General features: G+C 64.7%; 24 protein-coding genes and 1 pseudogene. 14 read left to right on the top strand and 11 right to left on the bottom strand.

The genetic code is table 11. The features are described 5' to 3' along the window. Window positions 1-67 precede the first annotated feature (67 nt). From Q0C17_RS18170 to Q0C17_RS09525, 3 genes and pseudogenes are all read right to left on the bottom strand, one after another. Window positions 68-1,335 (bottom strand): annotated as a pseudogene (locus tag Q0C17_RS18170) (ABC transporter permease). Next, window positions 1,332-2,039 carry an ABC transporter ATP-binding protein gene (locus Q0C17_RS09530; RefSeq protein WP_291204993.1) on the bottom strand — a complete coding sequence of 236 codons (708 nt, stop codon included), beginning with the start codon at window positions 2,037-2,039 and terminating at the stop codon, window positions 1,332-1,334. The pseudogene Q0C17_RS18170 and the gene Q0C17_RS09530 overlap by 4 nt, the downstream one beginning before the upstream one ends. Before the next feature lie 7 nt (window positions 2,040-2,046). Further along, window positions 2,047-2,649: a DUF2796 domain-containing protein gene (locus Q0C17_RS09525; protein ID WP_291204991.1), complete on the bottom strand. Its 603-nt coding sequence runs from the start codon at window positions 2,647-2,649 to the stop codon at window positions 2,047-2,049. Window positions 2,650-2,801: 152 nt separating this feature from the next. On the opposite strand from Q0C17_RS09525, the gene Q0C17_RS09520 reads away from it, so the two are divergent. Next, window positions 2,802-3,623 carry a ZIP family metal transporter gene (locus tag Q0C17_RS09520; protein ID WP_291204988.1) on the top strand — a complete coding sequence of 274 codons (822 nt, stop codon included), beginning with the start codon at window positions 2,802-2,804 and terminating at the stop codon, window positions 3,621-3,623. Between the two features lie 81 nt (window positions 3,624-3,704). Continuing rightward, window positions 3,705-3,854: a hypothetical protein gene (locus Q0C17_RS09515; protein WP_291204985.1), complete on the top strand. Its 150-nt coding sequence runs from the start codon at window positions 3,705-3,707 to the stop codon at window positions 3,852-3,854. Window positions 3,855-3,865: 11 nt separating this feature from the next. Here Q0C17_RS09515 and Q0C17_RS09510 read toward each other — a convergent pair whose 3' ends face one another. After that, window positions 3,866-4,324, bottom strand: a complete 459-nt coding sequence (locus Q0C17_RS09510; RefSeq protein ID WP_291204982.1) for an Lrp/AsnC family transcriptional regulator — start codon at window positions 4,322-4,324, stop codon at window positions 3,866-3,868. 113 nt (window positions 4,325-4,437) lie between these two features. Between Q0C17_RS09510 and Q0C17_RS09505 the strand changes: the two genes are divergently transcribed. Then, window positions 4,438-5,502 carry a cysteine synthase family protein gene (locus Q0C17_RS09505; RefSeq protein ID WP_291204980.1) on the top strand — a complete coding sequence of 355 codons (1,065 nt, stop codon included), beginning with the start codon at window positions 4,438-4,440 and terminating at the stop codon, window positions 5,500-5,502. On the opposite strand, the gene phaZ is transcribed toward Q0C17_RS09505, so the two are convergent. Then, complete coding sequence (gene phaZ / locus Q0C17_RS09500) at window positions 5,499-6,785, bottom strand: polyhydroxyalkanoate depolymerase (protein WP_291204978.1); 1,287 nt, start codon at window positions 6,783-6,785, stop codon at window positions 5,499-5,501. The two genes, Q0C17_RS09505 and phaZ, sit on opposite strands and share 4 nt — an antisense overlap. Before the next feature lie 202 nt (window positions 6,786-6,987). On the opposite strand from phaZ, the gene Q0C17_RS09495 reads away from it, so the two are divergent. After that, window positions 6,988-7,371: a hypothetical protein gene (locus Q0C17_RS09495; protein ID WP_291204975.1), complete on the top strand. Its 384-nt coding sequence runs from the start codon at window positions 6,988-6,990 to the stop codon at window positions 7,369-7,371. Here Q0C17_RS09495 and Q0C17_RS09490 read toward each other — a convergent pair. The 3 genes from Q0C17_RS09490 to Q0C17_RS09480 are packed head-to-tail and all read right to left on the bottom strand — an operon-like array spanning window position 7,368 to window position 9,705. After that, complete coding sequence (locus Q0C17_RS09490) at window positions 7,368-7,790, bottom strand: hypothetical protein (protein WP_291204972.1); 423 nt, start codon at window positions 7,788-7,790, stop codon at window positions 7,368-7,370. The genes Q0C17_RS09495 and Q0C17_RS09490 overlap by 4 nt on opposite strands. 55 nt (window positions 7,791-7,845) lie before the next feature. After that, window positions 7,846-9,252, bottom strand: a complete 1,407-nt coding sequence (locus Q0C17_RS09485; RefSeq protein ID WP_291204969.1) for an alginate export family protein — start codon at window positions 9,250-9,252, stop codon at window positions 7,846-7,848. Window positions 9,253-9,264: 12 nt separating this feature from the next. Beyond that, on the bottom strand, window positions 9,265-9,705 hold the full coding sequence (locus Q0C17_RS09480) for a MarR family winged helix-turn-helix transcriptional regulator (protein WP_291204966.1): 441 nt from the start codon (window positions 9,703-9,705) through the stop codon (window positions 9,265-9,267). Between the two features lie 145 nt (window positions 9,706-9,850). Here Q0C17_RS09480 and Q0C17_RS09475 point away from each other — a divergent pair, with 145 nt between their 5' ends. Further along, on the top strand, window positions 9,851-10,720 hold the full coding sequence (locus Q0C17_RS09475) for a CHAD domain-containing protein (protein WP_291204963.1): 870 nt from the start codon (window positions 9,851-9,853) through the stop codon (window positions 10,718-10,720). A 65-nt stretch (window positions 10,721-10,785) separates the two neighbouring features. On the opposite strand, the gene Q0C17_RS09470 is transcribed toward Q0C17_RS09475, so the two are convergent. Next, on the bottom strand, window positions 10,786-13,131 hold the full coding sequence (locus Q0C17_RS09470) for a TonB-dependent receptor (protein WP_291204960.1): 2,346 nt from the start codon (window positions 13,129-13,131) through the stop codon (window positions 10,786-10,788). Between the two features lie 357 nt (window positions 13,132-13,488). On the opposite strand from Q0C17_RS09470, the gene Q0C17_RS09465 reads away from it, so the two are divergent. Continuing rightward, window positions 13,489-14,541: a phytase gene (locus Q0C17_RS09465; protein WP_291204958.1), complete on the top strand. Its 1,053-nt coding sequence runs from the start codon at window positions 13,489-13,491 to the stop codon at window positions 14,539-14,541. 3 nt (window positions 14,542-14,544) lie between these two features. On the opposite strand, the gene Q0C17_RS09460 is transcribed toward Q0C17_RS09465, so the two are convergent. Then, a complete protein-coding gene (locus Q0C17_RS09460) occupies window positions 14,545-15,219 on the bottom strand; it encodes a DNA-3-methyladenine glycosylase I (RefSeq protein ID WP_291204956.1) in 675 nt (224 codons plus the stop codon). 15 nt (window positions 15,220-15,234) lie between these two features. Next, a complete protein-coding gene (locus Q0C17_RS09455) occupies window positions 15,235-16,368 on the bottom strand; it encodes an iron-containing alcohol dehydrogenase (protein ID WP_291204953.1) in 1,134 nt (377 codons plus the stop codon). Window positions 16,369-16,681: 313 nt separating this feature from the next. Here Q0C17_RS09455 and Q0C17_RS09450 point away from each other — a divergent pair, with 313 nt between their 5' ends. The 8 genes from Q0C17_RS09450 to Q0C17_RS09415 all read left to right on the top strand — a co-directional run bounded on the left by Q0C17_RS09450 (window position 16,682) and on the right by Q0C17_RS09415 (window position 26,859). Next, a complete protein-coding gene (locus tag Q0C17_RS09450; RefSeq protein WP_291204951.1) occupies window positions 16,682-17,368 on the top strand; it encodes an OmpW family outer membrane protein in 687 nt (228 codons plus the stop codon). A 125-nt stretch (window positions 17,369-17,493) separates the two neighbouring features. Further along, window positions 17,494-19,329 carry a dipeptide ABC transporter ATP-binding protein gene (locus tag Q0C17_RS09445; protein ID WP_291204948.1) on the top strand — a complete coding sequence of 612 codons (1,836 nt, stop codon included), beginning with the start codon at window positions 17,494-17,496 and terminating at the stop codon, window positions 19,327-19,329. Between the two features lie 142 nt (window positions 19,330-19,471). Beyond that, window positions 19,472-20,698: a threonine ammonia-lyase gene (locus Q0C17_RS09440; protein WP_291204946.1), complete on the top strand. Its 1,227-nt coding sequence runs from the start codon at window positions 19,472-19,474 to the stop codon at window positions 20,696-20,698. Window positions 20,699-20,743: 45 nt separating this feature from the next. Beyond that, on the top strand, window positions 20,744-21,715 hold the full coding sequence (locus Q0C17_RS09435; protein WP_291204943.1) for an FKBP-type peptidyl-prolyl cis-trans isomerase: 972 nt from the start codon (window positions 20,744-20,746) through the stop codon (window positions 21,713-21,715). 9 nt (window positions 21,716-21,724) lie between these two features. Further along, window positions 21,725-22,513, top strand: a complete 789-nt coding sequence (gene cysQ, locus Q0C17_RS09430) for a 3'(2'),5'-bisphosphate nucleotidase CysQ (RefSeq protein WP_291204940.1) — start codon at window positions 21,725-21,727, stop codon at window positions 22,511-22,513. 17 nt (window positions 22,514-22,530) lie between these two features. Then, window positions 22,531-23,871, top strand: a complete 1,341-nt coding sequence (glmM, locus tag Q0C17_RS09425; RefSeq protein WP_291204937.1) for a phosphoglucosamine mutase — start codon at window positions 22,531-22,533, stop codon at window positions 23,869-23,871. Between the two features lie 94 nt (window positions 23,872-23,965). Continuing rightward, window positions 23,966-25,819 (top strand): AMP-binding protein, encoded by a 1,854-nt coding sequence (locus tag Q0C17_RS09420; RefSeq protein WP_291204934.1) that lies wholly within the window; start codon window positions 23,966-23,968, stop codon window positions 25,817-25,819. An 80-nt stretch (window positions 25,820-25,899) separates the two neighbouring features. Continuing rightward, window positions 25,900-26,859: an alpha/beta hydrolase gene (locus tag Q0C17_RS09415; protein ID WP_291204932.1), complete on the top strand. Its 960-nt coding sequence runs from the start codon at window positions 25,900-25,902 to the stop codon at window positions 26,857-26,859. Window positions 26,860-26,963 lie beyond the last annotated feature (104 nt).

Below are 26,963 nucleotides of genomic sequence, written 5' to 3'. Positions count from 1 at the left end.
CTACTCTCATAAAACGCCCCGGCGCTGCGTGCCAGCACCAGTTTTCACATCCCTCTTCACGAAACCGCTAGAGCCGCACGCTGAGCCCGTCGGCGAGCGAGCGGCGCATCGCCGCAAGGGCGGGCACCGCGCCGATCAACAGCGAGGCGGCCGTGACGGCGGCAAGAACGGCGAGATCCACGAGGCCCGGCGCGCCCATCGAGAAGGCGACGCCATACTGAGCCTGGAGAAGCGGAGCGATCAGGGCGATAATCCCGTGGACCAGCGCAATGCCGAGCACGGCGCCGAGGAAGCCGACAAGGCCGGCTTCCAGCACAAGCAATAGGAAGATGTGGTGTGGCCGCGCGCCGGTGGCCCGCAGGATGGACATCTCGCGGCGGCGCTCGTTGAGGCTGGTCAGGATGGACGTGAGGATCGACACGAGGCCGACTGCGATCACGAAGGCCGAAACCGCCAACAGCGCGCGCTCGGCGACCGAGGTGACATTCCAGAGCTCGGACAGCGCTTCGCCCGGAATGATCGCCATCAGAGGTTCGGTGCGGTTGGTGTTGATGGCGCGGCGGGTGGTGAGGATCGTGCCCTTGCGCTCGAGGCCGACGAAGACGGCGGTGACCGTCTTCGGCGTCAGGTCGAAGGAGCGGATCATTTCTTCCGGGATCGTGTCGGCGAGCGGGTTCTTCGCGCCGGTTTCCCAGCCGACATGGATCGCGGTGATCGCTTCCAGCGAGACATGCACCGTGCGGTCCACCGGCGTGCCCGTGGGTTTCAGGATGCCGACGACGCGGAAGGGCCGGTTCTCGTGGCCGGAGCCGAGATCGGCGGCGCCGAGACCGTGGTTGAGCACGATGGGCGTGCCGATCGAGTAGCCCAGCTCGCGGGCCACTTCCGAGCCGATGACGGTGTCGAAGAGATCGTCGAAGCGCTGGCCATCGGCAAGTCGAGCGTCTGGCCGCCGCCATACTTGTAGTGATCGAAATAGCCGAGCGTAGTGCCCATCACCCGGTAGCCGCGATGACTGTCGCCGAGGGCGACCGGGACGGTCCAGGCGATGTCCGGGCGGGCGGCGAGCTTCTCGTAGGTCGCCCAGGAGACTTCCGCCGTGGCACTGCCCATCCGGAAGACGGAGTAGAGCAGGAGGTTCACCGAACCGGTTGGTGCACCGACGATCAGGTCGGTTCCGGAAATTGTGTTGCCGAAGCCTTCGCGTGCGCCGCTGCGGGCCTTCTCGACCCCGAGGAAGAGCGCGACTGAGAGCGCGACCGCGACGATGGTGAGGATCACCGAGCCCTTGCGGTTGAGCAGGCTGCGCCAGGCAAGGGAGAGAAGTGCTGTCATGCCCTGGCTCCTGCCGGCGCCATGGCCCGGTTGATGGCGGCGAGATCGACCGCGCGGGTGAACAGCGGCGCGAGGCTTGCGTCATGGCTCACGAAGAGGAGGCTTGCCCCGGTGCGGGTCACTTCCTCGGAGAGGAGCGCGATGAACCGGTCGCGGGCATCGGCATCAAGCGCGGAGGTCGGCTCGTCGGCGATGATCAGACGGGGCGCGCCGATCAGCGCGCGGGCAGCGGCGACGCGCTGCTGCTGGCCGACCGAGAGGTCCGACACGCGGCGCGACAGCAGGGCCTCGTCGTCGAGGCCAAGGCGCGCAAGCAGGCGCCGCGCCTCCCCTTCCGCATCGTCTCCAGCGGCCTTGCGGCGGGCCGGCGAAAAGCGCAGCGGGAGGAGGACATTCCCGGTCACCGACAGATACGGCACCAGATTGAACATCTGGAAGATGACGCCGACATGATCCGCCCGCAGACGGTCCCGCTTCGAGGGCGAGAGCGCGCTCATGTCCTCGCCGAGCACGCGGATCGTGCCCGACTGGGGCGCCAGCACACCGGCGATAAGGCCGAGCAGCGTGGATTTGCCGGAACCGGACGGGCCGCGGAGGAATACGCGCTCGCCCGCCTCGACGCGGAAGGCAGGCACATCGAGAACCTGCGGCCCCTGCTTCCAGGCAAACGTGATGTTCTCGATCTCGATGACGGGCTGGCTCATACGCGCCTTATTTCAGGGAAAGCTCCGGCGCGGAAGGCGTCAGATTGCCCGCCTTCTGAGCGGTGTCGGTGATGTAGACGGCGCTGACGCTCTCGAAGCCGGAAAATGCTGTGAAGCCGGCAAAGCGCAGGGCCGTCACGCGGTCCGGACTGCCGCAGGTCCAGGTCGCGTGGACATGACCGTCGGTATGGCCGCTGGTCGTGTCGACTTCGGCGTGCGGCGCCGCCGGCGTGCAGTCGCCTCCGACAAGTTCGATCAGGCCGGAAAGCTCTGCGGTGACGGCATCGGTGAACTTACCGTCCGCTTCCGAGAGACCGAAATTGGCGAGCGGCGAGATAAGCTCGGCTTCGAACCGGTTGCCGTCCCGGGTCAGGGCAAGATCGGCGAGGCCGTGGACATGTGCCGTGCCGCCGGCGGCTTCCTCGTCTTCATGATCATGATCGTGTTCACCTGAATGATCCTCGTGCGCCTCTTCCGCAGGGGTTTCGGCGACCGGTGCCTCGACCGCCGCTTGCGGCGGGGCGACCGGCTCGGGTGCCGAACCGCCGCATGCCGACAGCAGGCTGGCAGTGGCCAGAAACAGGGAAAGACGGGTCACGGACAAGGTCATCTTCAGCTCCGGGAGGATCTTGTGGAAGCAAAGGGGTTCGGGCGGAAGATTCCGCTCGCCAAGGGCATATTGAAACAATATAACACTTCTCGCAAGCGGCTTCCGGACCTGCCGGGACAGGCGCCTGCATTGTCAGCAGGACCCTTCCGCCAATGCCTTTCTCCTTACAGGCCTCCGTCTCCTTTGGCCTGCTTGCCGCCGTTGTGACCTCCCTGGGCCTGGCGGCCGTGGCAATGCGGAGCGATTGGTCGGCGCGCCAGTCGGGCCTGTTTGCGCTATCGGCGGGCGGCATGCTGATCACCATGAGCCTGCTGCACATCGTGCCGGAAGCGCTGAGCACCGGTCATGCCGCGGCGAAGTTCCTGCTGGGCGGTTTCTTCGCCGGCCTGCTGCTGAGCTTTGCGATGCGCACTTTCTTTCCAGAGCGGGCCGGACAGACGCGGGCGGAAGCCTTCACGCCGCTGCTGGCCGTGGGGGTGCATTCCTTCTTCGACGGCGTGATCTATTCGGTGTCTTTCGCTGCGAGTTTCCAGTCGGGCGTCTATGCCTCGCTGGGCCTCATCCTGCACGAGTTTGCAGAAGGCATCATCGCGTTCGCGATCCTGTCGCGCCACGGTTTCAAGGTTAAGGAGGCGCTGGTCTGGGCCTTCATCGCCGCGGCCGCGACCACGCCGCTGGGCGCCCTGGTATCTGGCCTGTTCGTCAACGGCCTCGGCGCGGAGACGATTGCAGCCCTCTATGCGGTCTCGGCGGGGCTGCTGATCTATGTGGCGACCGGACCCATGATGGAGCCTCTGAAGGAGATTGCGCCGGGCCGGGCCTTTGGCGCCCTGGCCGCCGGGGTGCTCTTTGCGATCGCGATCCTCGCCCTTCCGATCCACAGCCACGGCGCGCTTGATAACCATGGTCATGACCATGATCACGCGGGAATCGACTTCAGCGCAGACGTTCCGGAATCCGCCGGCGGGCACTGAACCGGACAGCGCGGGCCCGCCTCAGCCCGCTATCGGCATGTCCCTTGCACGGCCCTCTCCCGAAACGGGCGGAGAGACCAGATGCGGTTGTCCAGAAATGTTCGCCAGATCATCGGCGCCGCGATCGGCGCCGGCGTTGCCTTCGCGCTCTCGATGGCCTTTGCCCTGCCAGCGGCTGAGCGGCATGACAAGATGTTCGACGCGCCGGCGACCGAGGCGACCCTTCCGTAGGCGGAGCAGCGTCAGAGCGGCAGCTCGGTCGTGTTCTTGATGCACTCCATCGCGAACGTAGCGCTGACATCGGCCAGGTCGATGCGCGAAATCAGCGTGCGGTAGACGCGGTCATAGTCCTGCACGCTGCCGACCTGCACCTTGAGCAGGTAGTCCACATCTCCCGCCATGCGGTAGAACTCCACCACTTCCGGTATGGCGCGCACCGCTTTCGCGAAGCGCTCCACCCAGCCGGCGGAATGCTCCCGCGTACGGATGGCGACAAACACCGTCTGGCCAAGACCAACGCGTTCCGGGTCGATCAACGCGACCCGTTTCTGCAGGATGCCGGTCTCCTCCAGCCGCTTCACGCGGCGCCAGCAGGTGTTCACCGAGATGCTGGCCCGGGCAGCGAGCGTTTCGAGTGATTCGCTGGAATCGGCCTGGAGGGCACGCAGCAGAAGTCGGTCAGTATCATCTATATTTTCCATAATCTGGTCGTTTACCCGAAAATTCCCGCCAACTTAAGCCCAAAAGACCGAAATTCTGGAATGATCCTTCGGCGCACCCGATGCATCCTGATACCGCGTCACCGGAGTGCCCCATGTCCGCCTTGCCTGCCCGAGACCTTGTCAGAACGCTCCCTCTGTCCACCTGCGAGCCGCCCCGCCTGCGCAGTCTCGCGGCGCTTATCGGGCGCACGCCGCTGATCTCCATCCGCCTGCGCTACCGGGGCCGCGAGCATGTCATCCATGCCAAAGCCGAGCACTACAATCTCACCGGCTCGATCAAGGACCGGATGGCGCTGTCGATCCTGAAGCGCGCCTACCGTTCCGGCGCGCTGCAACCAGGCGACACCATTGCCGAGGCGACCAGCGGCAATGCCGGTATTGCGCTGGCCGCGCTGGGCCGCGCACTCGGCCACCCGGTCGAAATCTTCATGCCGGACTGGATGAGCGAAGAGCGCAAATGCCTGCTGCGAAGCCTGGACGCGCGCCTCAACCTCGTCAGCCGCCAGGAGGGTGGGTTTCTCGGTGCGATTGCCGCGACCGAGCGCCTCGCCGCCGCGCGCAACGACGTGTTCCTGCCCTGCCAGTTCTCGAACGGCGACAATGCGCGCGCACATCTTGAAACAACTGGTCCGGAGCTTCTGGCGCAGCTTGCCTGCCGCAACCTGACGCCAGATGCCTTCGTCGCCGGGGTCGGCACGGGCGGCACCGTGATGGGCGTCGGCGCGGCGCTGCGCGCCGCCCATGCGCGCGTACGCATTCATCCGCTGGAGCCGAAGGAGTCGCCGACGCTCTCGACAGGTCACAAGATCGGCAGCCACCGCATCCAGGGCATCTCCGACGATTTCATCCCGGCGCTCGTGAACTTCCGTGAACTGAACGATGTGATCGCTGTCTCCGACGGTGACGCGATCCGGATGGCGCAGCGGCTTGCGCGCGAACTGGGGCTGGCGGTCGGGATTTCCTCCGGCGCCAACCTGATCGGCGCGGTGATGGCGGCCGACCGGCTGGGTGAAAACGCATGTGTGGCGACCATCTTCTGCGACGATAACAAGAAATACCTGTCGACGGCGCTGGCAGGTGAGGAGCCTGTGAAGGACGGAGATCTCAGCCCGGAGATCGAGCTGGTCGACTTCGACGCGGCCTGCTGCGGGGCTTAGCGCTTCGCGGCGGCAGCTTCTTCGAGGTTCTTGTCCGTGAACCGGCGCGTAAACTGCGTCACGCGCGGCGCAATCTCGGTTTCGAAGCGCGAGCCGTTGAACACGCCGTAATGGCCAACGCCGGGCTGGATATAGTCCGAGCGCATGTCTTTCGGAATGTTCGTGCAGATATCATGCGCGGCCTGCGTCTGGCCAATTCCCGAGATATCGTCCTTCTCGCCTTCGACTGTCATCAGCGCAACCGTGCGCACTTCCGACGGCTTTACGATGCGGTTGCCGCGGTAGTTGTAGATGCCGCGCGGCAGGTGGTGTTCCTGGAAAACGCGCTGGATGGTCTGCAGGTAGAACTCTTCTGTCAGGTCAAGCACCGAGAGGTACTCATCGTAGAACGCGCGGTGCTTGCCGGCATTGTCGCCATCGCCGTCGACGAGGTGGTTGAAGAATTTCCATTGCGCGTCGACGTGGCGGTTCCAGTTCATGTTCATGAACGAGGAGAGCTGAATGAAACCCGGATAGACGCGGCGCAGCATACCCGGATAGGGCGCCGGCACCGTGTGGATCATGTTCTCCTCGAACCAGCTGAACGGGCGCTCCTCGGAGAGCTTGTTCGGCACGGTCGGCGATTTGCGCGCGTCGATCGGCGAGCCCATGAAGGTCATCGTGGCCGGCAACGCAGGGTCTTCTTCCTCCGCCATCATCGAAATGGCGGCGAGCACCGGAGGGCCGGGCTGGCAGACAGCGAGCACGTGCGCGCCGCCGCCAAGATGGGTCAGCATCTGGCGGACGTGGTCGATATAGTCGTCGAGATCGAACCGGCCGAGGAAAACCGGCGACATGCGGGCATCCGTCCAGTCGGTGATGTAGACGTCGTGCGTCTCGAGGAAACCTTCGACTGTACCGCGCAGCAGCGTGGCGTAATGCCCGGACAGCGGCGCAACGATCAGCAGGCGCGGCAGAGGCGCAGCGCCCGGGCGGCGGCAGGAGGCAAGGGCGCCGGCGTCCTTGCGGAAGTGGACGAGGCCGCACCAGGGTGAGCGCCAGGCGACTGTCGGTGTGACTGGCACCGGCACGCTGTTGATACGCACCGAGTCGATGCGCCATTCGGGCTTGCCATAGTACCGGGTAGCGCTTTCGAAGACGTCTGCCATCGCGGCGAGGGATTTGCCGTAACTCGTCTGGCTGAGTGGGTTCAACGGGGAAGCCAGAGCGGCGCGGCCGGCACGGGCCGCCAGGCGCATCGGCGCCATCGCGACGCGGTTCATCTCGACCAGGGAATACAGCATCAGCTTCACCGACCCTTCATGTTGCAGTGCAGCGTAAGCCGGGGATTACGATCCCGCAATGGCCATTGCCACGCGCGCACAATTTTCAAAGGTTAATGCAAGATGTTGAAGAAACTCTAATTTTCGCCCGTGAGGGGAACATCCCGGTCAGGCCTTGCTGTTAATTCTGGGGCCTGCCCGCTTAAACCAGAAGGAATCTGCCATGTTCCTGCGCTGCCAACCGAACCCCCATGATGGCGGCCGGATGACCCGCGCGCTGGTCTTCGAGAAGACCCCGGGCACCCATTTCGCCATTGATGCCGAGGCGCTGCACCGCCAGCCCGAACTGCTGAAGCCCTTCGGCCGCTGGCTGGATGTGCGCATGCGGGTGCTGGATGCACTCGCTTACCTGGCCGTTCTGGTGGGCGTTCTGGCCGCCATACCAGTGGGCTGGTGGACAGCGGCTGTGGGTCTGCTGGTCTGCGTGCTGATGCTGGCGGCGAACCGCAAGACCGCCGGGCGCCTTGCCCGCGCGGCGACTGAACGCTCGACCGAAAGCTTCCGCCAGCTCCATGAAATGGGCTGTCTCTGGCTGGTTAAAGCCTAGACGCCAAACAGGCCGAGCACGGCCGCGATCAGCGCGGCGGCCGTGAACATCAGGATCAGGGCGACGGATGTGCCCCGCTGTTCCTTGCGTTTGGTGCGCACGCCGGGCGCGTTTTTACCTTCCTTGGGCGAGAGCATCATCCGGGTCGCATAGAAGCCGAAAGCGGCCACCAGGGAGACGATGCCGGCAATCAGGCTGCCGCCGAAAACAAAAAACGCGCCGGCGACCGCCGTCAGGAAGCCGAGCTGCGGGCTGGTGCGGTGGATCAGTTCGCGCACATGCCCGTCCGCCCGCGCGCCGGTCAGCTTGTCGAAGCTGCAATTGGGCGAGACGATCGCGGCGACCCAGGACGCGCCGATGGCCAGCGCGCTGGTCATCAGGCCGAGATTGTTGAGCAGAATCTGCAGGTTTTCGGGCATGGCCACGTTTATCGGCGGATTCGGCCCGGTACGGGAAGAGACTAAAACCGGCGGCTCAGAACCGCGTGGTCAGGCTTACGACGCCGTTGAAACGGCCCTCGCCGCCGAAATCCTTCAACGCGCCGGCGGGTTCGAGCCAGCTCAGCTCGCCATTGACTTCCCAGCGTGCACTCGGCGCCCAGCGGCCCTTCAGGATGGCGCCATAGATCACCGGTCCGTCGCCGGGGACACCTGCAGGCAGGTAAGGCGCCGCCGCCCCGGGCGCGCTCACGGCCGCCCCGCGGGACGCGCGCCAGGTGACTTCTCCGCCGAGCGAGAGGCGCAGGTCCGGCGCCACATCGAACGAGACTTCGGGATAGGCGCCGATAACATTGGTGGCGGTATAGTCGCCGGTGCGGCCGAGATAGCCCATCACCGGCGCGAGCGTCGCCCAGGTCTCGTTGTCGTCAGTGCCGGCCTCGTTGCCGGACGCCCCGTCAATGCGCATCGTCAGCGCGGGCTTGCGCGGGATGTCCAGCGTGCGGGTGACCTCAGTGGCAAATGCCCAGGCGGAAATGTCCGCTCCCGGAACGTTTCCGGTTTGCAGGCCGGCCTCGGCGGAGAGGGTCCACGGCGCCGCCTTGCGCGAGACCCGCGCGATCCAGCTGGTGCGCGCCTCTGGCCCAGGCCGGCGCGGGAAGGCGCCTGCATCGGTTTCCTGATGCAGGACGAAGGCGCCGAACTCATGCCCCGGCAGGCTGTCGAGGCTGCCTTCAACGAAAGCGCCGGTCAGCGTCTCGCCGCCCAGATCGCGCTTCTCGAACACGCCGGGTCCCGTCAGGAACCGTTCGCCGTGAAAGACCTGGACACGCAGATGGTCGCCGCGATAGCGCAGCGCGGCGGCGTCATGGACGAGCTGGTAGTTGAAGATGTCGACGGGAAAAAGTAGCCGCGACGACGACCGGAACAGGTCCTGCCGGCCGAGGCGCAGTGTAGCCTCCGGGGTCAGCTTCACATCCGCAAAGGCGCGCTGGACCGCAACCTCTGCCTCGTCAAAGATGCGCGGCACCGCGCGCCCCTCCTGCCCCCAGCTTCCGACCTGCACGAAAAGGCGCACATCCTCACCGAAGCGCGCATCGGCATGCGCGAGCCCGCGGAAGTTCGCGGCGTTGACCGCGCCGGCACCGGGAATGCCGAACTCGGCCGGATCGCGCGTCTCCGCGCGAATACGTCCCTCCCCGCCGAACGTCAGGCGCCATTGATCCTCAGGCCCGAAAGCTATGTTCTTGAAGGCGGGCGCCTGCGGATCATCGGGGCGAACCCAGGACCAGTCTTCCAGCCAGCGATCGGCCTTCAGCGCCGAGTCGAAATCCGGCGCGCCCGCAGGCGCCTGCGCCGCGGCTGTTTGCGCCAGAACCAGCGCGAGCCCGCCGGATGCTAATAAGTGCAATTGCATGTTTTCGGATCGGGCGGCGCGCGGCATGGGCTCTCTCGTTCAGTTCTGAAGGGTTGTGATGACATTTCCGAGCAGGGCGCGAAGCTCCGTGTTCGGACCTTTGCCGATGGCCTTCTCCAGCTCCGCCTGCGCAGCCTGCCATTTCGGAACGGCCCCGGCCTGAAGGGCCGCGCCATCGCCGGTGAGGCGCACGCGGCGGGCGCGCCGGTCTTCCTTGTCGACATGCGTTTCCACAAGGCCGCGCGCCACCAGGGGTCGCAGGAGTCGCGACACGGTTGACGGGTCCATGATGTTGCGCTCGGCGAGTTCCATCAGGGTCTGGTCTGGCGAAAGACGGATCTGCGTCAGCAGGCTGAACTGGCCAATGGTCAGGCCCAATGGTGCCAAAGCGGCGTCATAAAGCCGGTGCACCCGCCGCGTCGCTTGCGAGAGCGCCCTGCAGGTACAGACCATCATCCGGGCATCAGGATTGGCTGCCATGGCGGAAGCCTAGCCAATTTAGATGCAATTGCAAGCATCGAGCCGCGCGGTGACCTCCACAATCCTGTAGTCGCCGCCCGCGCGAGAGGGTTGGCGCGAAAAAGGCGGTTGTGCAATCTGGGCGCGAGGAGGTCCTGGCAGCGCAATGGCGTACAGATTCAAACCCAGCGATGCATCGATGACCGAGGCTGTCCGGCGGATCGCCGCGTCGGAATTCGATCTTGTCCGTCAACGCCTTACCGAAAAGTCGTTGCCCACGGAGCGCAAGGTGCACGAGGCCCGCAAGGCTACGAAACGCCTGCGATCCCTGCTGCGCCTCGTTGGCCCGGCCTGCCCGCAATCGCGCGAGGAGATTGCCGCCCTGCGCGAAGCGGCCGCGCGCCTCTCAGCCCTGCGTGACAAGGGCGCGCTGAGCGAAACCCTGTCACGGCTAGCACCTCCGGAGGCGACCGCGTCCGCGTTGGAGAATGCCTTTGCCGCGCGCCGCGCGCCCGGCGCCGCCGCACAGAAAAAGCTGCTTGCGGGATTCGCGGCTGAAATGGAAATGGCGTCCGGCCGTGCGGCAGGCTGGACCCTGTCGCGCGAAGGATGGGCCGGGCTCGAGCCGGGACTGGAACGCAGTTATCGCCGCTTCCGCAAAAGCATGGACGCCGCCCGGCAAGCGGTGGACGAAGACCCTGTGCACGCCTTTCGCAAACGGGCGAAGGATCACTGGTATCATACGCTCTTGCTGCGCGGGGCATTTCCGCCCGTGATGGACGGGTACGCCGCTGCAGCCGAAAGCCTGTGCGATGACCTCGGCGACTGGCGCGATCTCGGCCTGCTGGAAGCCGCCGTCGCGGACGTCCCGGTTCACCTTGTTGCAAGGCGCGATGCGGCCGATATCCTGTCCCTGATTGCCCGGTCCCGAAAACGCGCGCTGAAGCGCGCCTTCCGGACCGCCCGCCGCCTCACCGCTGAAACGCCCGATGCCTATACGGGCCGCCTCAAGGGCTGGTGGAAATCCGCACATTGACGCCAAAGGAAAAGGCCGCAGCCTGATCGCTGCGGCCTTCCTTAACCCGTCGTCTGGCGCCTTTATCAGAAAGCGTAGCGCGCCATCACCTGGAACACCGGGCCGGCGTCTTCGGTCTCAAGTTCGTACTCGTCGAAGGCGCGGTCCAGCTGGTCCTGGATGGTCGTGAACTTGTTGAAGGCTTCGTCCTTCGACGCATTCAGGAGGTTGGAGCCGACAGCGCGGATCGTGAATTTCTCGCCGAAACGCTTTTCGACGAAGACTTCCAAGTCTGCGCCATAGGTGGTGACGATTTCCTCGCCGACGATTCTGCCGAAGGCGTCACCTTGCTTGCGATAGGTTGCGCCGAAAGCCGCGCCCAACTCCGCGAAGTCGTGGATGAAACCGAAATTGTAGACATACTCGGACTGGTCGTTGAAGCGGCGCGAACCGAAGGCGTCATCGATGTCGCTGTCGAGCCAGGAATAGTTCGCGAATACGCCGGTGTCCGGGAGGCCGAGCATCGTTAGCGGCGTCGAGAGGTCGAACTCGATACCGTAAACCGTGCCGTCGCCCGTGTTCTGCGGCTGAAGCACGAAAGTGCCCGGACCTTCCGAACCCACAACACCGGTATTGGCGACTTCGATCAGGTCTGACACGTCGCGATAGAAGACGTTGACACCGAACACGCCGGCCTTGCCGAGACGGCGCTCATAGCCGACATCGAGGCCCCAGGCGCTTTCCGGCTCGATTTCTGGATTTCCAAGGAGGTCGTTGTCACCCAGTTCGGCTTCAAGCAGCGCGGGCGAGATGAAATCGAAGTTGGGGCGGCGCACGGTGCGCGCGACCGATGCTGAAAAACGGTCTGCCTCGGTCACGTCGAACTTGAAATGTGCCGACGGCAGGAAGAATGCGTAGTCGGTCGACTTGTTCTGATCGGCAACCGCAACGGTCAGGTCCGTGATCGAGACATCAGTTGTTTCATAGCGCAGACCGGTTTCCCACGAGAACCGGCCGGCTTCGCCGTCCAGAACCACGAAAGCGTCGAGGCGCTCTTCCTCCAGCGTGTTGAGCCCACCGGCTTCCGGCGTCAGGGCCGTCCACGGCGTGCGCGCTTCTTCCGGATTGTTCGAGAACTGATTCCACGCATTGCGCAGCGCGGTGGTCACGTTGAAACGGTTGCGCTGAGACAGGATGGCTGTGTCACGGGACTTGTCCTGATAGGCCACACCGAATTCAAGTTCACCTGTTCCCAGTTCGAACTCGTGATTGATCTCGGCCGACGTTTCCTCGTCGGTCAAGTCCACTGTGGTCAGGTCGCCCGTATAGCGCGGCGTGGTGCGATCGAAGTCGATCTCGTCTTCCGTTTCGTAGACATTCTCTTCGAAATTGGCGAAGCCGATCTTGAACGTTGTCTCGCCTGCCGACCATTCCTGCTCGAACACGGCGCGGAGCGAATAGTTTTCCTGGTCAATGTCAGCGACGTTCGCATTGTCCGTGAGCAGATTTCCCGGCGAGGGTGTCCGGACAGGTCCGTTGATCGCCGCCGGATCATTGTACTCGAAAGAACGCTCGTCCTCGGTGCGCTCGGTTTTCACGTAGAAGCCCGAGAAGGTCATTTCGAGACCGGCGGCCGTTTCGACGCCGTACTCCGCGTTGAACGAATAATCCGTGCCGTCGCGCGTATCGGTCTGGTCTTCCCGGTTGTCGAAGTCGTCCACGCGATAATTCGGATTGTTTTCCGGGCTGTCGCCGTAGCGCAAGGATTTCTTGATCTTGGGGTTGTAGCGGCCCTGCAGGTTGCCGCCGATGATCAGGCGGCCGGGACCAACTGCGCCGCCATACACGACGCCGAGGCTTTCCTTGAACTCGCCATCATCGAAATACAGACCGCCGGCGCGCACATAGCCGCCGTCAAGCTCATAACCATCGCGCAGGATGATGTTCAGCGTCCCGGCGAGGGCGTCGCCGGACCGGCGCGCCGAGGAGGAGCGCACGATCTCGACACGGTCGATCAGTTCTGCCGGGATGCGGTCGAGGAAGAAGGAACGGTCGGCGCTGGAGCCCGGCACTTTCTCGCCGTTGATCAGAATCTGGGTATAGCCGGGATCCAGCCCGCGCAGGCGGGCGCCGTCGCTCTCGATCACGTCTGAAAGGAAGGTCACCGAAGGGACGCGCTTCAGGGCGTCGCCGGCCGTCAGCGGCTCAAAGCGCTGGAAATAGTCCTGACCGTATTCGAGCGTCTGGACGGTTTCGTCGCTGCGGTTGCGGTAGGAGATCTCGGCCTGAACTACGACCGTCTCGGCACGCAGGATCGGGTCTTCCTCTTCGGTCACCGGTGCCGGCGCGGTCTGGGCGGAAGCGGAGAACGCGGCGCCAAGGCAGAGGCTGGCGAAGCTCGCGGTCGAGAAAAGGGAAACTCTGGTTTTCATGAAACACCCCGGTTGTGAATGACCGGGCGCTACCATCCGATCTTCGCAATCCGGTGAAGGATTCATACAAGTTTTGTGACGTCGCGATTCTGTCACACGGCCGCGTTATGGCCAAAACCTGCAACCCAAATCTCCCGCGAAACCGAGGAAACCGCCTATGCCGCGCCCTTCGCTTCTGGCTGCCGCTGACACTCTGTCTGTCGTCGCATTAGACGCCAAAGCGGCAGACGCCAGGCGGGCATTCGAGCATAGGCTGGCTCACTGACAAATCGCTGACAGGCCTGATCAGGGTGCCAACAGGCGACTTCGTCCAGGCACTGGCACTCAAAAAAGACATTCCGAGAAGGACATTCCACGATGCTGCGATACTTTTTTCTCACCACAACCTGCACCCTTGCCCTTGCTGGCTGTGTTTCTGCACCGCCCGTACTGGAGACACAGGCTCTTGTTATGGCCGCCATGGAAACCTCTCCCGCCGGCGCGCGCGGCGACGCCGCCGATGACCCGGCCGTCTGGCTGCACCCCGCTGATCCGGCAAAGTCGCTGATTCTCGGGACCAACAAGCAAGAAGGCCTGGTCGTCTACAACCTTGACGGCACCGAAGCCGCCCGCCTGCCGATTGGCCTGATCAACAATGTCGACATCCGTCAGTCCCCGGATCGCCCCTATGACGTCGCGTTCGCCAGCAATGACCAGGTAAACGCTATCTCCGTCTTCCTGATCGACCGGGCGACAGGCACTGTCTCTCATCGCGGCGAAGTCCCCACGGGCCGGATCGAGCCCTACGGCATCTGCTCGGCGCGCGAAGGCAACCGCGACTATGCAGGTGTAACGTACAAGGACGGAACCGTCGAAATCTGGGCCGTCTCGGCCAGCCCGCTCGAACTGGCCGGGCAGCTGGTGAAAACCGTGAAGCTTGCCAGCCAGCTTGAAGGCTGCGTATTCGACGAGCCGCAGGGCCTCCTTTTCATCGGCGAAGAGGCCCGCGGCCTCTGGAAACTGTCCTACCGCGACGACGCGCCGGCGCCGGAGCTGATTGACGAAGTTGGTGCTGGCGCCGGCCTCGTGGCAGATGTCGAAGGCGTCTCGATATGGCGCGGCAAGGACGGTGCTGGATGGATTGTTGTCTCGGCCCAGAGCGAGGACCGTTTTGTCGTTTATGACCGCAAGGCCCCGCACACGGCGATGGGCAGCTTCTCGATTGGCGAGAATAGCGGCCTCGGCATCGACAAGGTGACGCATACGGACGGTCTGGATGTCTTCTCGGCCGCCCTTCCCGGCTATCCGCGCGGTATCCTCACCATGCAGGATGACGGAAATCCGAAATCGGGTGTGGACCAGAATTTCAAGGTCGTCAGCTGGGCGGATATCGAAGTCGCGCTGGGCTTACCGGCGCTTGAGGCCGAATAGGCCTCAGCCGACACTCATTGCCAGCAGCCGGCTGATCTGCGCACGCGGCAGGCCGCTGTCGATGTGGTAGTCGTTGATTGCCGCCTGCAGGCCCGCGAGATCACGTTTCGAAGTCGCCTCCGGCTTGTCCAGCACGCCTTCGCGCACGAGGGCAGCGCAGACATGGCCGGAGGCAATCCAGGCGTCCCAGCCAGAAAAGCGCAGAAAATACTGTCCCGTCGCGCCGCCAAGACGTGAGCCGCGCTTGTTCAGCAGGCTGAGCAATCCGATCTGGTCCTCGCCCGGCCATTTGGCCAGAAACCTTCCGAACCCGCCCTCCTCGCGCTCCACCTGCGCCACAAAGCGCGCATTCTCCAGAGTTGCCTTGATCTTCTGCCCGTTGCGGATGATACGCGTGTCGCTGACAAGCTGATCCATCATGTCATCGCCGAAAAAAGCGAGCTTGCCGGGATCGAAGCCTTCAAAGGCTTCCTCGAACCCGTCCCACTTTGCCTCGACGACCTTCCAGTTGAAGCCGGCATTGAATACGCACTTCGTCATCACGGACAGCAGCCTGTCCGCCGGAGCCTTTGCAAGATTCTTCACCGCATGCGTGTTTGCGGACTTTTCCAGCGCTGCCTTCTCGCCGCCGTGATGGCCGGCGGCGAGCTTTAGGATGGGGGCAAACTTCCGCGCCATCGCGCCCCTGCGCCCTTACTTGAGGGCGGTCTCGTAGACCTTTGCGTAGTCATCTGCACTCATCGTGCGGGGATTTCCGAAATGCGCGAGGTCCTTCAGCGCGTAGTCCACAATGCCGGGTGCGTCCGACGCGGCGAGGCCCATGGCCGTCAGGTTCTTCGGAATGCCGATCGCATTGTTGAGATCCTGGATGGCGTCCGCCAGGTCCGCGCCCGGTTTGAGGCCCATGGACTGGCGCAGGCGGATATATTTTTCATCGGCCGCGCCGTTATGGAAACGCAGGATGTGCGGCAGGAAGACAGCGTTCAGTGTTCCGTGGTGCAGTTTCTTCTGCTCAAGACGCCCGGCCGCATGGCTCAGCGCATGAACGCCGCCGAGGCCCTTCACGAAGGCGAGCGCGCCCTCGTAACTTGCCATCATCATGTGCCAGCGGGCTTCGGCGTCGGAGCCGTCCTTCACGGCGCGCACCAGCATGCCCTTGCCGAAAGCGCGATGCGCGCCGTCATAGCCGATACCCTCCGCAGGCGGATTGATCGACGGGGTGAGCACCGCCTCAATGCAGTGCGTCAGCGCGTCCATGCCGGTGGCGGCCGTCAGGCCCGCCGGCAGACCAAGGGTAAGGTCCGGATCGCACAGCGCCACGACCGGGATCAGGTTGGGCGAGGCAAAGGTTTCCTTGCGGCCATTCTCCATGATGATGACCATACCGACAGACACTTCCGAGCCGGTGCCGGCCGTTGTGGGGATCGCGATTAGCGGAGGGATCTTGCCGATCTTCTTGGCGCCGCCGATGATCGCGGCATAAGTCTCCAGCGGCTCGGCATGGCTGGCGAGCAGGCCGATGGCCTTGGCATGGTCCATGGAGGAGCCGCCACCGACTGCGATGATGCCGTCCGCGCCGGACTCCTTGTAGAGTTTGGTTGCGAGCTTTGTCTGCGTCTCGGTCGGGTTCGACGTCGTCTCGGCGAACACGCCGGCCGGCGGCACGCCGAGCGCGTCCTCGACCTTGGCCAGGATGCCCGAGGCCTTGATGCCTGCATCGGTCACAATGAAGGGCCGCGTGATGCCCTTGCCCTTGGCGAGCACGGCGAGCTGCTTCAGCGCGCCCGCGTCAAAGACGCATTGGGTGAGAAAATTCATGACGGGCATCAGGCGCACTCCAGCGGGTAAACAGGAAAAGACGCCCATGTTCCCAACTGGAGGCGGGAAGTTCAAGTCTTTCCTCAGCGGCAGGCGCCGGCCCGCCAGGGCCAGGCCGGAGAACCGGCGCGGACTTCCTTGACCGCCCCTGCTTCAACCGGAGCAATGTGCTGCCTCCGGAAGATCGTCTCAATACGGACGATTACCTATTCGCGCGCCTATGCCGCGCGGCGCGCAGCCGCGCGGCAAGGTGGCCAATTTCGCGTTTGTTTCCAGAGGCTTACGGAGAACCATCACTCACCAAAATGATGGGACCAAAGCGATGAAAAAGCTTCTTATTGCCGCCCTGATGGCAGGCACTGCCCTGACCGGTTTTGCCGGTACGGCCTGCGCCGAAGACAAAGACAACCCGTGGATGCTGCGCGCCCGTGTCATCGGCGTGCTGCCGGACGAAAGCGCCGGCCTCTCGGTTGGCGCCGCCAACCTGGCGGGCGATGCCGATATCGGCGACCAGTATGTGCCGGAATTCGACATCACATATTTCTTCACCGACAATATCGCCGCTGAACTGATCCTCGCGGTGACCCCGCACGATGTCAGCGCGGTGAACGTCACCGTTCCGGGCGCCCTGACCAATGCCAATATCGACCTCGGCGATGTCTGGCTGCTGCCTCCCACCCTGACCGTGCAGTACCACTTCCAGAACGGCTCGAAGTTCAAGCCATATGTGGGCGCCGGCGTGAACGCGACCTTCTTCTTCAACGAGGACGAAGGCCCGGTCGCCGACGGCATCGATTATGACCCGAGCTTCGGCCCCGCCCTCCAGGCCGGTTTCGACTATGACCTTGATGGCAAGGAAGGCGGCTTCGCCATCAACGTCGACGTCAAGAAGATCTGGATCAACACCGATGTGACGGTCGACTTCACCACCGCTCTGGGCGCTTCGGTCGACGCCGATGTAGACATCAACCCGCTCGTCGTGGGTGTCGGCCTCGCCTACAAGTACTGAGGCCCTGTCCCATTCCCGGGAGACTTCAGTAGCCGGCGCCGCGTCTTTCTCCCAGAAGGCGCGGCGCCGGTCCTTTTCTGCGCCGCGCCTCTTGCGCGCCGGTTTCAAGACGCTACCCGTTGGGCATGACGATCCTGACCGTAAAAGACCTCGCCGTAGATTTCGAGACCGCTGATGGCACCGTAAACGCCGTCAGGGGAATTTCCTTCCAGGTCTCGGCAGGCGAATGCCTTGGAATCGTTGGCGAAAGCGGATCGGGCAAGAGCCAGTCCGCCCTCGCTGCAATGGGCCTGCTCGCCGAGAACGGCCAAGCCCGGGGCCAGATCCTGTTCAACGGCACCGACATGATCACCGCCCCGAAGCCGGCGCTGCGCAAGATCCGCGGCGCCGAGATGTCGATGATCTTCCAGGACCCGCTGACCAGCCTGACGCCGCACATGACCGTCGGTGCCCAGATGCGCGAGATCCTCGCGCTGCACCAGAACCTAAAAGGCGGGGAAGCCAACAAGCGCTGCGTCGACTGGCTCGAGCATGTCCGCATTCCGGAAGCCGCCCGCCGCCTCGACCAGTTCCCGCACGAGTTGTCCGGCGGGATGCGCCAACGCGTGATGATCGCCATCGCCATGCTTTGCGGCCCGAAACTGCTGATCGCCGACGAGCCGACCACGGCGCTTGACGTCACCGTCCAGGCGCAGGTGCTGGAGCTGATGGCGGAGCTGAAACGCGAGACTGGCACCGGCATCGTCCTGATCACCCATAACATGGGCGTCGTTGCTCGGATGTGTGACCGCGTGATCGTGATGCGCCATGGCGAGATCGTCGAACAGGGCGCCACCGACGACATCTTCTATGCCCCGCAACACCCCTACACGAAGATGCTGCTGGCCGCCGTCCCGCGCATCGATCAGCCAGATCCTCCGGGCCGTCCCGCGCTCGCCCCTGCTCCGCCGAAAGAAACCGCGCCGGTGCTGGAAGTGAGCGACATGAAGGTTCACTTCCCGATCCAGATCAAGGGGGGCCTGTTCGGCAGGACGAAGCCCTTGAAAGCCGTCAACGGCGTCAGCTTCGATCTGCGCGCCGGCGAAACGCTGGGTGTGGTCGGCGAGTCCGGTTGCGGCAAGTCCACGCTCGCGCGCGGCGTGCTGAAACTCATCCCGCCCACCGGTGGCTCGGTCGCCTGGCTCGGCAAGGACATTACCAGGGCCAAAGCCCGCGAGATGAACGCGCTGCGCGACGACTTGCAGATCGTTTTCCAGGACCCGCTCGCCAGCCTTGACCCCCGCATGACCATCGGCGCCTCGATCGCCGAGCCGCTGCAGGTGCACGAGCCCGGCCTCGACAAGGCCGGACGCGAAGCGAAAGTACGCGCGATCCTCCCGCGCGTCGGCCTCGACCCCAACCTGATCAACCGCTATCCGCACGAACTCTCCGGCGGCCAGAACCAGCGCGTCGGCATCGCCCGCGCAATGATCTTGCAACCCAAACTCGTGATCTGCGACGAGGCCGTCTCGGCCCTCGACGTATCGGTTCAGGCGCAGGTGGTGGACCTGCTGATAGAACTCCAGAAGGAGTTCGGCCTCGCGATGATCTTCATCAGCCACGACCTTGCCGTCGTCCGCCAGATCAGCCACCGCGTGATGGTGCTCTATCTCGGCCGCGTCGTCGAACTCGCGGGGCGCGGCGCGATCTATACCGACGCGCGCCACCCCTACACCAAGGCGCTGATCGCTGCCGTGCCCAATGCCGACCCGAGGACCGAGCGCACCCGCGAGCGGCTCCGCCTGACCGGTGACCTGCCGAGCCCGCTCGACAGCCGCGCCGCGCTGCGCTTCCTGAAGTCGAAGGTGATCGACGACCCGGAAGCCGAACAGTACCAGGCGAAACTGCTGGCCGTTGGCCCCGACCACTGGGTAGCCGAGCATGACGCGGTGGGCGGCGCCGAGGCCCTTCTGGCGGATTGATCCCGTACAGTTCGATATTCAGTGTTCGAGGTGCCATCCGGTTTGATAACGTGCCCCTGGCCGTTACCTCTGCGGTGGTCCGCGCCTTGTCTTCGCCCCCCTGCCCGCATAGGGTGCCCGCGCTTCAGCCGGACCCCATCCCATGCCCGATTCCCAGCTTCCCGAACTGCCCGTCACCCTCGCCGACATCCAGGCTGCCGCGAAGGTGCTGGAGGGCAATATCGAGCGGACGGAACTGGCCCATTCCCGCACCCTGTCAGCCATCACCGGCGCGGAAGTGTGGATCAAGCTGGAGAACCGCCAGTACACCGCCGCCTTCAAGGAGCGCGGCGCGCTGAACAAGCTGGCCAAGCTGTCAGACAACGAGAAAAAGTATGGCGTCATTGCCGCCTCGGCCGGCAACCATGCGCAGGGCGTGGCCTACCATGCCCGCCGCCTCGGCATCCCCGCGACCATCGTGATGCCGCTGACCACGCCCTTCAACAAGGTGGAGCATACCCGCGACCACGGCGCCCGCGTGCTGCTTGAAGGCATGACCTTCGACGAGGCCAAGGCGCACGCGTATGACGTCTGCAAACGCGAGGGCCTGACCTTCGTCCACCCCTTCGACGATGCCGACATCATCGCCGGCCAGGGCACCATCGCGCTCGAGATGCTCGCCGACAATCCGGCGCTCGATACGCTCGTCATACCGATCGGCGGCGGCGGCCTGATCGCCGGTATCGCCATCGCGGCCAAAGCGCTGAAACCTGAAATCCGCATCATCGGCGTGCAGGCCGCGATGTATCCCGCCATGCACGCCGCCCTGCGCGGCAAGACGACCAAGACCGGCGGCGCCACCATCGCCGAAGGCATCGCCGTGCGCGATGTTGGCGAAGTGACACGCCAGATCTGCGAGCGCCTCGTTGATGACATCGTCCTGGTCGAGGAAGAACACCTTGAGCGCGCAATCACGCTGTTCGTCGAAGTCGAGAAGACGATTGCCGAAGGCGCCGGCGCGGCCGGTCTGGCAGCGCTCCTCGCCCATCCCTCGCGCTTCTATGGGCGCAAGGTTGGCCTCGTCCTCTGCGGCGGCAATATCGACACGCGCCTCCTCGCCTCGGTGCTGACCCGCGCGCTCGTGCGCGAAAACCGCCTCGCCCGCATCCGCATCGTCGGCGACGACCGGCCGGGCCTGCTCGCGCTCGTCTCCAAGATCATCGGCGACAACGGCGCCAACATCATGGAAGTTTCGCACAATCGCATCGCGCTCGACGTGCCGGCCAAGGGCGCCGAGTTCGACATCCTGATGGAAACGCGCGACAGCCAGCACACGCAGGAAGTCATCGACGCGCTCGCCCAGGCGGGCTATCCGCCGCGCGCGATCTAGGCGCACCGCAAGCCATAGTTTTTCCGTACACAGACAGGTCCGCTCATGACGAACGACACATCCCCCGCCAGCCCCAAGGCCGAAGGCGGCTCTCCGCTGCCCCTCGTCATTGCGCTAATCCTGGGCCTGTTCCTGGCGGCCTATCTCGTGCGCTCCAATGCCCCCTCGCTGGGCCAGTCAGGCCTGACCTCCCCTTCAAGCTCAACGGATGACATCATGCCTGCCGCCTTCAAGAAATACCTGCCCTGGGACCCGAACGGGAAGGACGTGAAGTCCGGCGAATTGGGCCTGCAGTACATCGTGCTGAAAGAAGGCCCGAAAGAGGGCAAGAAGCCGGTGCCGACCGACCGCGTTACCGTGCACTATGAAGGCCGCCTGGCTACCGGCGAGAAGTTCGATTCCTCTCTGGACCGCGGCGAGCCCGCCACCTTCCCCCTGAACCGCGTCATCCCCGGCTGGACCATGGGCCTGCAGGAAATGTCTGAGGGCGACGAATACCTGTTCTACATCCCGAGCGAGCTTGCCTATGGCAACCAGGCCCGCGGCGACGTGATCAAGGCCGGTGACGACCTCGTCTTCCTCGTCCAGCTGCTCAGCATCGAGATTCCGAAAGTGGCCGACGCCGCGGCCTGGCAGAAATACTTCCCCTGGAAGCCCGACGCGCCGGAGGTGAAGAAAACCGAATCCGGACTGCAGTACGTTGTGCTCGCCAGCGGCGACCCGGCCGGCAAACCCCCCGTGAACGGACAATTCGTTCTCGTGCATTATGAAGGCCGCCTCGCCGAAACCGGCGCCCTGTTCGACAGCTCCTACGAACGCGGCGATCCGGAAGCGTTCCCCTCGAACGGGCTGATCGACGGCTGGGTCGAAGCGCTCGGCATGATGAAACCCGGGGATCGCTGGATGCTCTACATCCCCGCCGAACTTGGCTATGGCGCGCAAGGCACGCCTGGCGGCCCGATTCCTCCGAACGCTCCGCTCCAGTTCGAAGTCGAACTCATCAGCGTGATGCAGTAGTTCCCGGCGATGGCTGTCACCGCCAAAGCGCTCGCCAGCATCGCCCTTGCCGCCGGCAAGGAGATCATGCGGGTCTACCGCACCGACTTCGCGGTCGAAAAGAAGCTCGACCAGTCGGTCCTCACCGAGGCCGACGGGCTCGCTGAGGCCATTATCCTGAAAGGTCTCGCCGAGGCTGACCCGGACCTTCAGGTGATCGCCGAGGAGTCCGTCGCGGGCGGCATCATGCCTGAGCACGGCACCCGCTTTGCGCTGGTCGACCCGCTGGATGGTACGAAGGAATTCGTCGCGAAGAACGGCGAGTTCACCGTCAACATCGCGATCATTGAGCATGGCCGCCCGGTCATGGGCGTCGTCTACGCGCCCGCACTGCACCGCCTGTTCGTGGCCGAAAGCCCCTCCTTCGCCTGGCAGTCAAAGGCCGCGCCGGATGGCCCCGTGCCCGCCAAGCGCAACCCGCTGCGCATCCGGCCCGCGCCGGCAGGCGGCCTCACCGCCGTTGCCTCCAAATCGCACCGCTCGCCGGAAACCGACACCTGGCTGGCGAAGTATCCGGTGAAGGAAATCGCGGGCGCCGGCTCGGCATTGAAGTTCTGCCTCGTCGCGGCAGGTGAGGCTGACGTCTATCCGCGCCTCGGCCGCACAATGGAATGGGACACCGCCGCAGGGCAAGCCGTCGTCGAGGCCGCCGGCGGCCGCGTCCTGACGCTCGACCATGCGCCCCTGCTCTACGGCAAGCGCGAACGCGGCTACGACAATCCGGACTTTATCGTCTATGGTGATGTGACGCCGCTCTGACGGCAAAGAGGCAGACAATGGCCCGGCAGTATTTTGGCACGGATGGAATCCGCGGACGGATCAACAAGAACCCAATGACGGCCGAGACGGCGCTGCGTCTCGCCATCGCCGCGGCGCGCACCTTCGCCCCGGAAGGCGGACGCGATGTGGTTATCGGCCGCGATACACGCCGCTCCGGCGAGATGATCGAGGCCGCGCTGGTGGCGGGCCTTACCTCGATGGGCGTGCGCCCGGTCCATCTCGGCGTTGTGCCGACACCTGCCGTCGCCCTGATGGCGCGTGAGACCGGCGCCGCTCTCGGCTTCATGGTCTCGGCGAGCCACAACAAGTACGAGGACAACGGCCTCAAACTCTTCAGCCCCGAAGGCGTAAAGTTCACCGACGCGGTGGAAGAAGCCCTCGAGGCCGCCATGGCCGCCGCCTTCGAGGGCGAGTATGCTCCGCCAGCGAACATTTCCGAGCCCTCCGCGCTGGACGGCGCCGGCCAGCGTTATGTTGACCGTTGCCTCGAGACGATTGGCAAAGGGCAGGACTTCTCGAAACTCAAGATCGTGCTCGACTGCGCCCACGGCGCCGGTTTCGAGACGGCGCCGGAAGCCCTTCGCCGCCTCGGCGCGCAGCTGCGCGTCATCGGCGCCGAGCCGGACGGCATCAACATCAATGCCGGCGTCGGATCCACCGCGACCGGCGCGCTGAAAGCCGCCGTGCTGGAAACCCGCGCCGACATAGGGATCGCGCTCGACGGCGACGCGGACCGTTTGATCGTTGTCGACGAGACCGGCGCCGAAGCAGACGGCGACCAGGTGATGGCCCTGATCGCCAGCGACATGCACCGTAAGCGGCGCCTCAAAGGCGGCGGCATGGTCGCCACCGTCATGTCCAACATGGGCCTCGACGAGTATCTCAAGGCAAGCGGGCTCGTCCTTGCGCGCACAAAGGTGGGCGACCGCTATGTCGGCGAGCATATGCGCGCGCACGGTTACAATCTTGGCGGCGAACAGTCCGGACACATCATATTGTCGGATGTCTCCACCACCGGCGACGGCCTTCTCGCCGGCCTGCAGGTCCTGTCGGTTCTCGCCGCGCGGGGCGGCAAGGCATCGGACATGCTGCGCGTCTTTACGCCTGCGCCGCAGAAGCTGACCAACATACGCTATTCCGGCGCGAACCCTCTCGACTCTGAAAGGGTGAGGTCCGCCCTCGCCGAGGCGGACGCCCTGCTGGGAGACCGTGGACGGATGGTTGTGCGCAAGTCCGGCACCGAGCCGCTGATCCGCGTCATGGCTGAGGCGCTGGACGAGGCGCTGATGATCAAGGCGCTTGCCCTTGTTGTGGATGCGGTGAACGCCGAAGCCTGAATTCACGGGCTCTCCCCGCGTAAACGGTTGCAAGTGGCCTCAGACCGATTATTCCTCCGGGCAGATGAAAACCCGACATCGGAGGAGTACCACCATGCCCGAGGGCGAGACCCTGCCTGCATTCCGACCGCTGCCGCAGAAGACCCCCGACGTCACGATGACGCGCAAGGGCGAGGCGATCTACATCTGCGCCAATCAGCCTCCCGGCGCGCGCCCGAAGTCGATCCCGCACGCGCTGGACGAGCGGGCCACGATGCACCCCGAGCGCGCCTTCCTGCGCGAACGCGATCCGCAGACGGATGAATGGGTGACGCTCACCTACGGTGAGGCCAAGCGTATCACCGACAGCCTCGCGCAAGCCTTCCTCGATCTCGGCGCCGGTCCCGGTGCGCCGGTCATGCTCGTCTCCGGAAACTCGGTCCGCGCGGCGATGGTCATCCTCGCTGCCCAGAAGATCGGCGCCCCGGCCGCTCCGATCTCGGTGCCCTACTCCACGATGTCGACCGACTTCGACAAGCTCAAGCATTGCTTTCATGCGGTGAAGCCGGCCGTCGTCTTTGCCGAACAGCTGGCGCCCTTCCGCAAGGCGCTCGCCGCATTGCCCGCCGCCGCGTTCAGGATCGTCAGCGCCGAGCCCGAAGGCGACAATGCCGTCCTCGCCTATGACGCGCTGACCAGTACGGTGCCGACGCCTGCCGTCACCGCCGCGCGTGATGCGCTCACCGATGCCAGCATCGGCAAGTACCTCTTCACCTCCGGCTCGACCGGCATGCCGAAGCCGGTGCCGCAGACGCAGGGCGCCATGTGCTCGCTGATCTCCGGCCAGGAAGGCCTGCGCGAGAATTCGCGGGACCCGGAATACGATCCGGACCGGATAGACAATTTCCTCGACTGGCTGCCCTGGAACCACATCTCCGGCTCCAACGTGAACTTCAACGGTGCGCTCTGGAACGGCTCCACCTTCTGGATTGATGGCGGCAAGCCGACGCCCGCCCTTTTCCACGAGACCATCCGCAACATCCGCGAAGCCAGTCCGTCCGTGTTCGGCACAGCGCCGATTGCGCTCGCCATGCTGGCCGAAGCGATGGAACAGGATGAGACTCTGCTGAAAGCCTTCTTCAGGAACATGCGGTCTGTCGGCTATGGCGGCGCAACGCTGTCGGATGACCTTTATGACCGTTTACAGGCCCTCTCGATCAAGGCCACCGGCCGCCGCATTCCCATCGTCACGATGTACGGCGCCACCGAAACGCAGGGCATCACTGTGGTGCACTGGGAAGTCGAGCGTGTCGGCCTGATCGGCCTGCCTCTGCCCGGCACGACCCTCAAACTGGTACCGAACGGCGAGAAGCTGGAAGTGCGCGTCAAGGGCCCGACCGTCATGCCGGGCTACCACAACGACCCGAAAAAGAACGCGGAAGTCTTCGACGAGGAAGGTTTCTACTGCCTCGGCGACGCCGTGAAGTTCGTGGACGAGAACGATCCCAACAAGGGCCTCGTTTTCGATGGCCGCGTCGGCGAAGATTTCAAACTCTCCTCCGGCACCTGGGTTTCGGTCGGCACGCTGCGCCCGGATTTCGTCGCCGCCTGCTCACCGCTGATCTTCGATGCGGTGATCTGCGGCCAGGACAAGGACTTCGCCACCGCGCTTGTCTGGCCCTCCCCGGCGGCTGCCGAACAGTACGTGAAGGCAGCCGGCGACCCTGCCAGGGGCTTTGCCGCCCTGGTCAGCGACCTCACCCGCAAGGCAGCCGTGTTCAACGCCTCTGAACAAGGCTCGTCCCGCCGCATCAAGCGCCTGATGGTAATGACCGAAGCGCCCAGCATCGATGCCGGCGAGATAACCGACAAGGGTTATGTCAACCAGCGCCTCGTCATCAGCCGCCGCGCAAACCTTGTGCAGGCCCTCTATGCCGAGCCGCCCGCCCCGGGCGTTATCCTGCTCTGACGCTGCCCGCACTGGCGTATCCCTTGCATCGCCTGCAACCCGCCATCACATGGCCGGAATTGCAGATCAGATGCAGACGCATGACGTTCGATGATGCCTTCCGCAGTTTCCGGGACCGGTTCAGCTTTCCGGAGCTGAAGCCGCTTGACCTTAAGCTGCCGGTCGACCGGCTGCGCCGCGAGTTCCTGCGCATCGACTATTCCGCCGAGCCGGATGCGCCCGAACTGGCAGATGTCCGCCTAATGATCATTCGGGGCGCTGCCGGCCCGATCAAGGCGCGCCTTTATGTTCCGCTCGGCGCGGGCGTCCCGCCCGGCCCCGGAATCCTCTTCTTTCATGGCGGAGGCTTCGTCCTGGGCGATCTCGACAGCCATGACATGCTTTGCCGGCGCCTGGCGGAAGGCTCGCGCTGCCGCGTGCTCGCCGTCGACTACCGTCTTGCGCCCGAGCACTGTTTCCCCTGCGCCCATGACGACGCCCTTGCCGCCTGGGCCTGGCTGCAGGAACACGGCTCGGCCAAGGCCGGCATTGACCCCGCCCGCTGCGCCGTCGCCGGTGACAGCGCGGGCGGCAATCTTGCCGCCTACCTCTGCCAGCAGATGGTGCGTGCCCGGGGTCCAAAACCGGCCTTCCAGCTGCTTCTCTATCCCCTGCTCCAGTTCGCCGATATCCGCTCGAAGAAGATGTCGCCGCAGGAAAGCGGCTTCTTTATCTCCGCGAACCTCTTCGAGTTCTTCCGCCGCCATTACCTGCCGGACCTGACCTGCGCGATGGATCCGCGCATGTCGCCGCTGTTCGCCCCGCTGGAAGAGCTGAAGGCCCTGCCGCCCGCCCACATCATCGTCTGCGGCTGGGACCCGCTGCACGATGAGGGCCTCGCTTACGGCGCCAAGCTGCGCGGCCTCGGCGTACAGGCCAGCGAACGCGAATACACCTCCATGGTGCACGGCTTCCTGAACCTGACGCCGTTCTCCTCCACGGCCCGCCAGGCCGCGCGGGAGGCCGGCGAGATCACCGGCAAGGCCCTGGGCGCGCTCTGACCAGCCGCCGCAGCCGGGCCGTACAGTCGGCACCAAGCTGACCATCCGCGGCCAGGTATCGCCAGTCCAGGCAGACGGGGCAGGCCGGCGGCCTGCCCCTTTTT

The sequence above is a fragment of the Hyphomonas sp. genome (genome assembly GCF_022844445.1).
Lineage (GTDB): Bacteria > Pseudomonadota > Alphaproteobacteria > Caulobacterales > Hyphomonadaceae > Hyphomonas.
Note: the sequence above shows the minus strand (reverse complement) of the source record. Positions and strands in the feature narration are given on the sequence as shown.

Excerpts from the sequence above, each read along its gene's own strand:
- Q0C17_RS09530 (WP_291204993.1), bottom strand. The coding sequence starts at position 2,039 with ATGAGCCAGCCCGTCATCGAGATCGAGAACATCACGTTTGCCTGGAAG.
- Q0C17_RS09525 (WP_291204991.1), bottom strand. The coding sequence starts at position 2,649 with ATGACCTTGTCCGTGACCCGTCTTTCCCTGTTTCTGGCCACTGCCAGC.
- Q0C17_RS09520 (WP_291204988.1), top strand. The coding sequence starts at position 2,802 with ATGCCTTTCTCCTTACAGGCCTCCGTCTCCTTTGGCCTGCTTGCCGCC.
- Q0C17_RS09515 (WP_291204985.1), top strand. The coding sequence starts at position 3,705 with ATGCGGTTGTCCAGAAATGTTCGCCAGATCATCGGCGCCGCGATCGGC.
- Q0C17_RS09510 (WP_291204982.1), bottom strand. The coding sequence starts at position 4,324 with ATGGAAAATATAGATGATACTGACCGACTTCTGCTGCGTGCCCTCCAG.
- Q0C17_RS09505 (WP_291204980.1), top strand. The coding sequence starts at position 4,438 with ATGTCCGCCTTGCCTGCCCGAGACCTTGTCAGAACGCTCCCTCTGTCC.
- phaZ (WP_291204978.1), bottom strand. The coding sequence starts at position 6,785 with ATGCTGTATTCCCTGGTCGAGATGAACCGCGTCGCGATGGCGCCGATG.
- Q0C17_RS09495 (WP_291204975.1), top strand. The coding sequence starts at position 6,988 with ATGTTCCTGCGCTGCCAACCGAACCCCCATGATGGCGGCCGGATGACC.
- Q0C17_RS09490 (WP_291204972.1), bottom strand. The coding sequence starts at position 7,790 with ATGCCCGAAAACCTGCAGATTCTGCTCAACAATCTCGGCCTGATGACC.
- Q0C17_RS09485 (WP_291204969.1), bottom strand. The coding sequence starts at position 9,252 with ATGCCGCGCGCCGCCCGATCCGAAAACATGCAATTGCACTTATTAGCA.
- Q0C17_RS09480 (WP_291204966.1), bottom strand. The coding sequence starts at position 9,705 with ATGGCAGCCAATCCTGATGCCCGGATGATGGTCTGTACCTGCAGGGCG.
- Q0C17_RS09475 (WP_291204963.1), top strand. The coding sequence starts at position 9,851 with ATGGCGTACAGATTCAAACCCAGCGATGCATCGATGACCGAGGCTGTC.
- Q0C17_RS09470 (WP_291204960.1), bottom strand. The coding sequence starts at position 13,131 with ATGAAAACCAGAGTTTCCCTTTTCTCGACCGCGAGCTTCGCCAGCCTC.
- Q0C17_RS09465 (WP_291204958.1), top strand. The coding sequence starts at position 13,489 with ATGCTGCGATACTTTTTTCTCACCACAACCTGCACCCTTGCCCTTGCT.
- Q0C17_RS09460 (WP_291204956.1), bottom strand. The coding sequence starts at position 15,219 with ATGGCGCGGAAGTTTGCCCCCATCCTAAAGCTCGCCGCCGGCCATCAC.
- Q0C17_RS09455 (WP_291204953.1), bottom strand. The coding sequence starts at position 16,368 with ATGCCCGTCATGAATTTTCTCACCCAATGCGTCTTTGACGCGGGCGCG.
- Q0C17_RS09450 (WP_291204951.1), top strand. The coding sequence starts at position 16,682 with ATGAAAAAGCTTCTTATTGCCGCCCTGATGGCAGGCACTGCCCTGACC.
- Q0C17_RS09445 (WP_291204948.1), top strand. The coding sequence starts at position 17,494 with ATGACGATCCTGACCGTAAAAGACCTCGCCGTAGATTTCGAGACCGCT.
- Q0C17_RS09440 (WP_291204946.1), top strand. The coding sequence starts at position 19,472 with ATGCCCGATTCCCAGCTTCCCGAACTGCCCGTCACCCTCGCCGACATC.
- Q0C17_RS09435 (WP_291204943.1), top strand. The coding sequence starts at position 20,744 with ATGACGAACGACACATCCCCCGCCAGCCCCAAGGCCGAAGGCGGCTCT.
- cysQ (WP_291204940.1), top strand. The coding sequence starts at position 21,725 with ATGGCTGTCACCGCCAAAGCGCTCGCCAGCATCGCCCTTGCCGCCGGC.
- glmM (WP_291204937.1), top strand. The coding sequence starts at position 22,531 with ATGGCCCGGCAGTATTTTGGCACGGATGGAATCCGCGGACGGATCAAC.
- Q0C17_RS09420 (WP_291204934.1), top strand. The coding sequence starts at position 23,966 with ATGCCCGAGGGCGAGACCCTGCCTGCATTCCGACCGCTGCCGCAGAAG.
- Q0C17_RS09415 (WP_291204932.1), top strand. The coding sequence starts at position 25,900 with ATGACGTTCGATGATGCCTTCCGCAGTTTCCGGGACCGGTTCAGCTTT.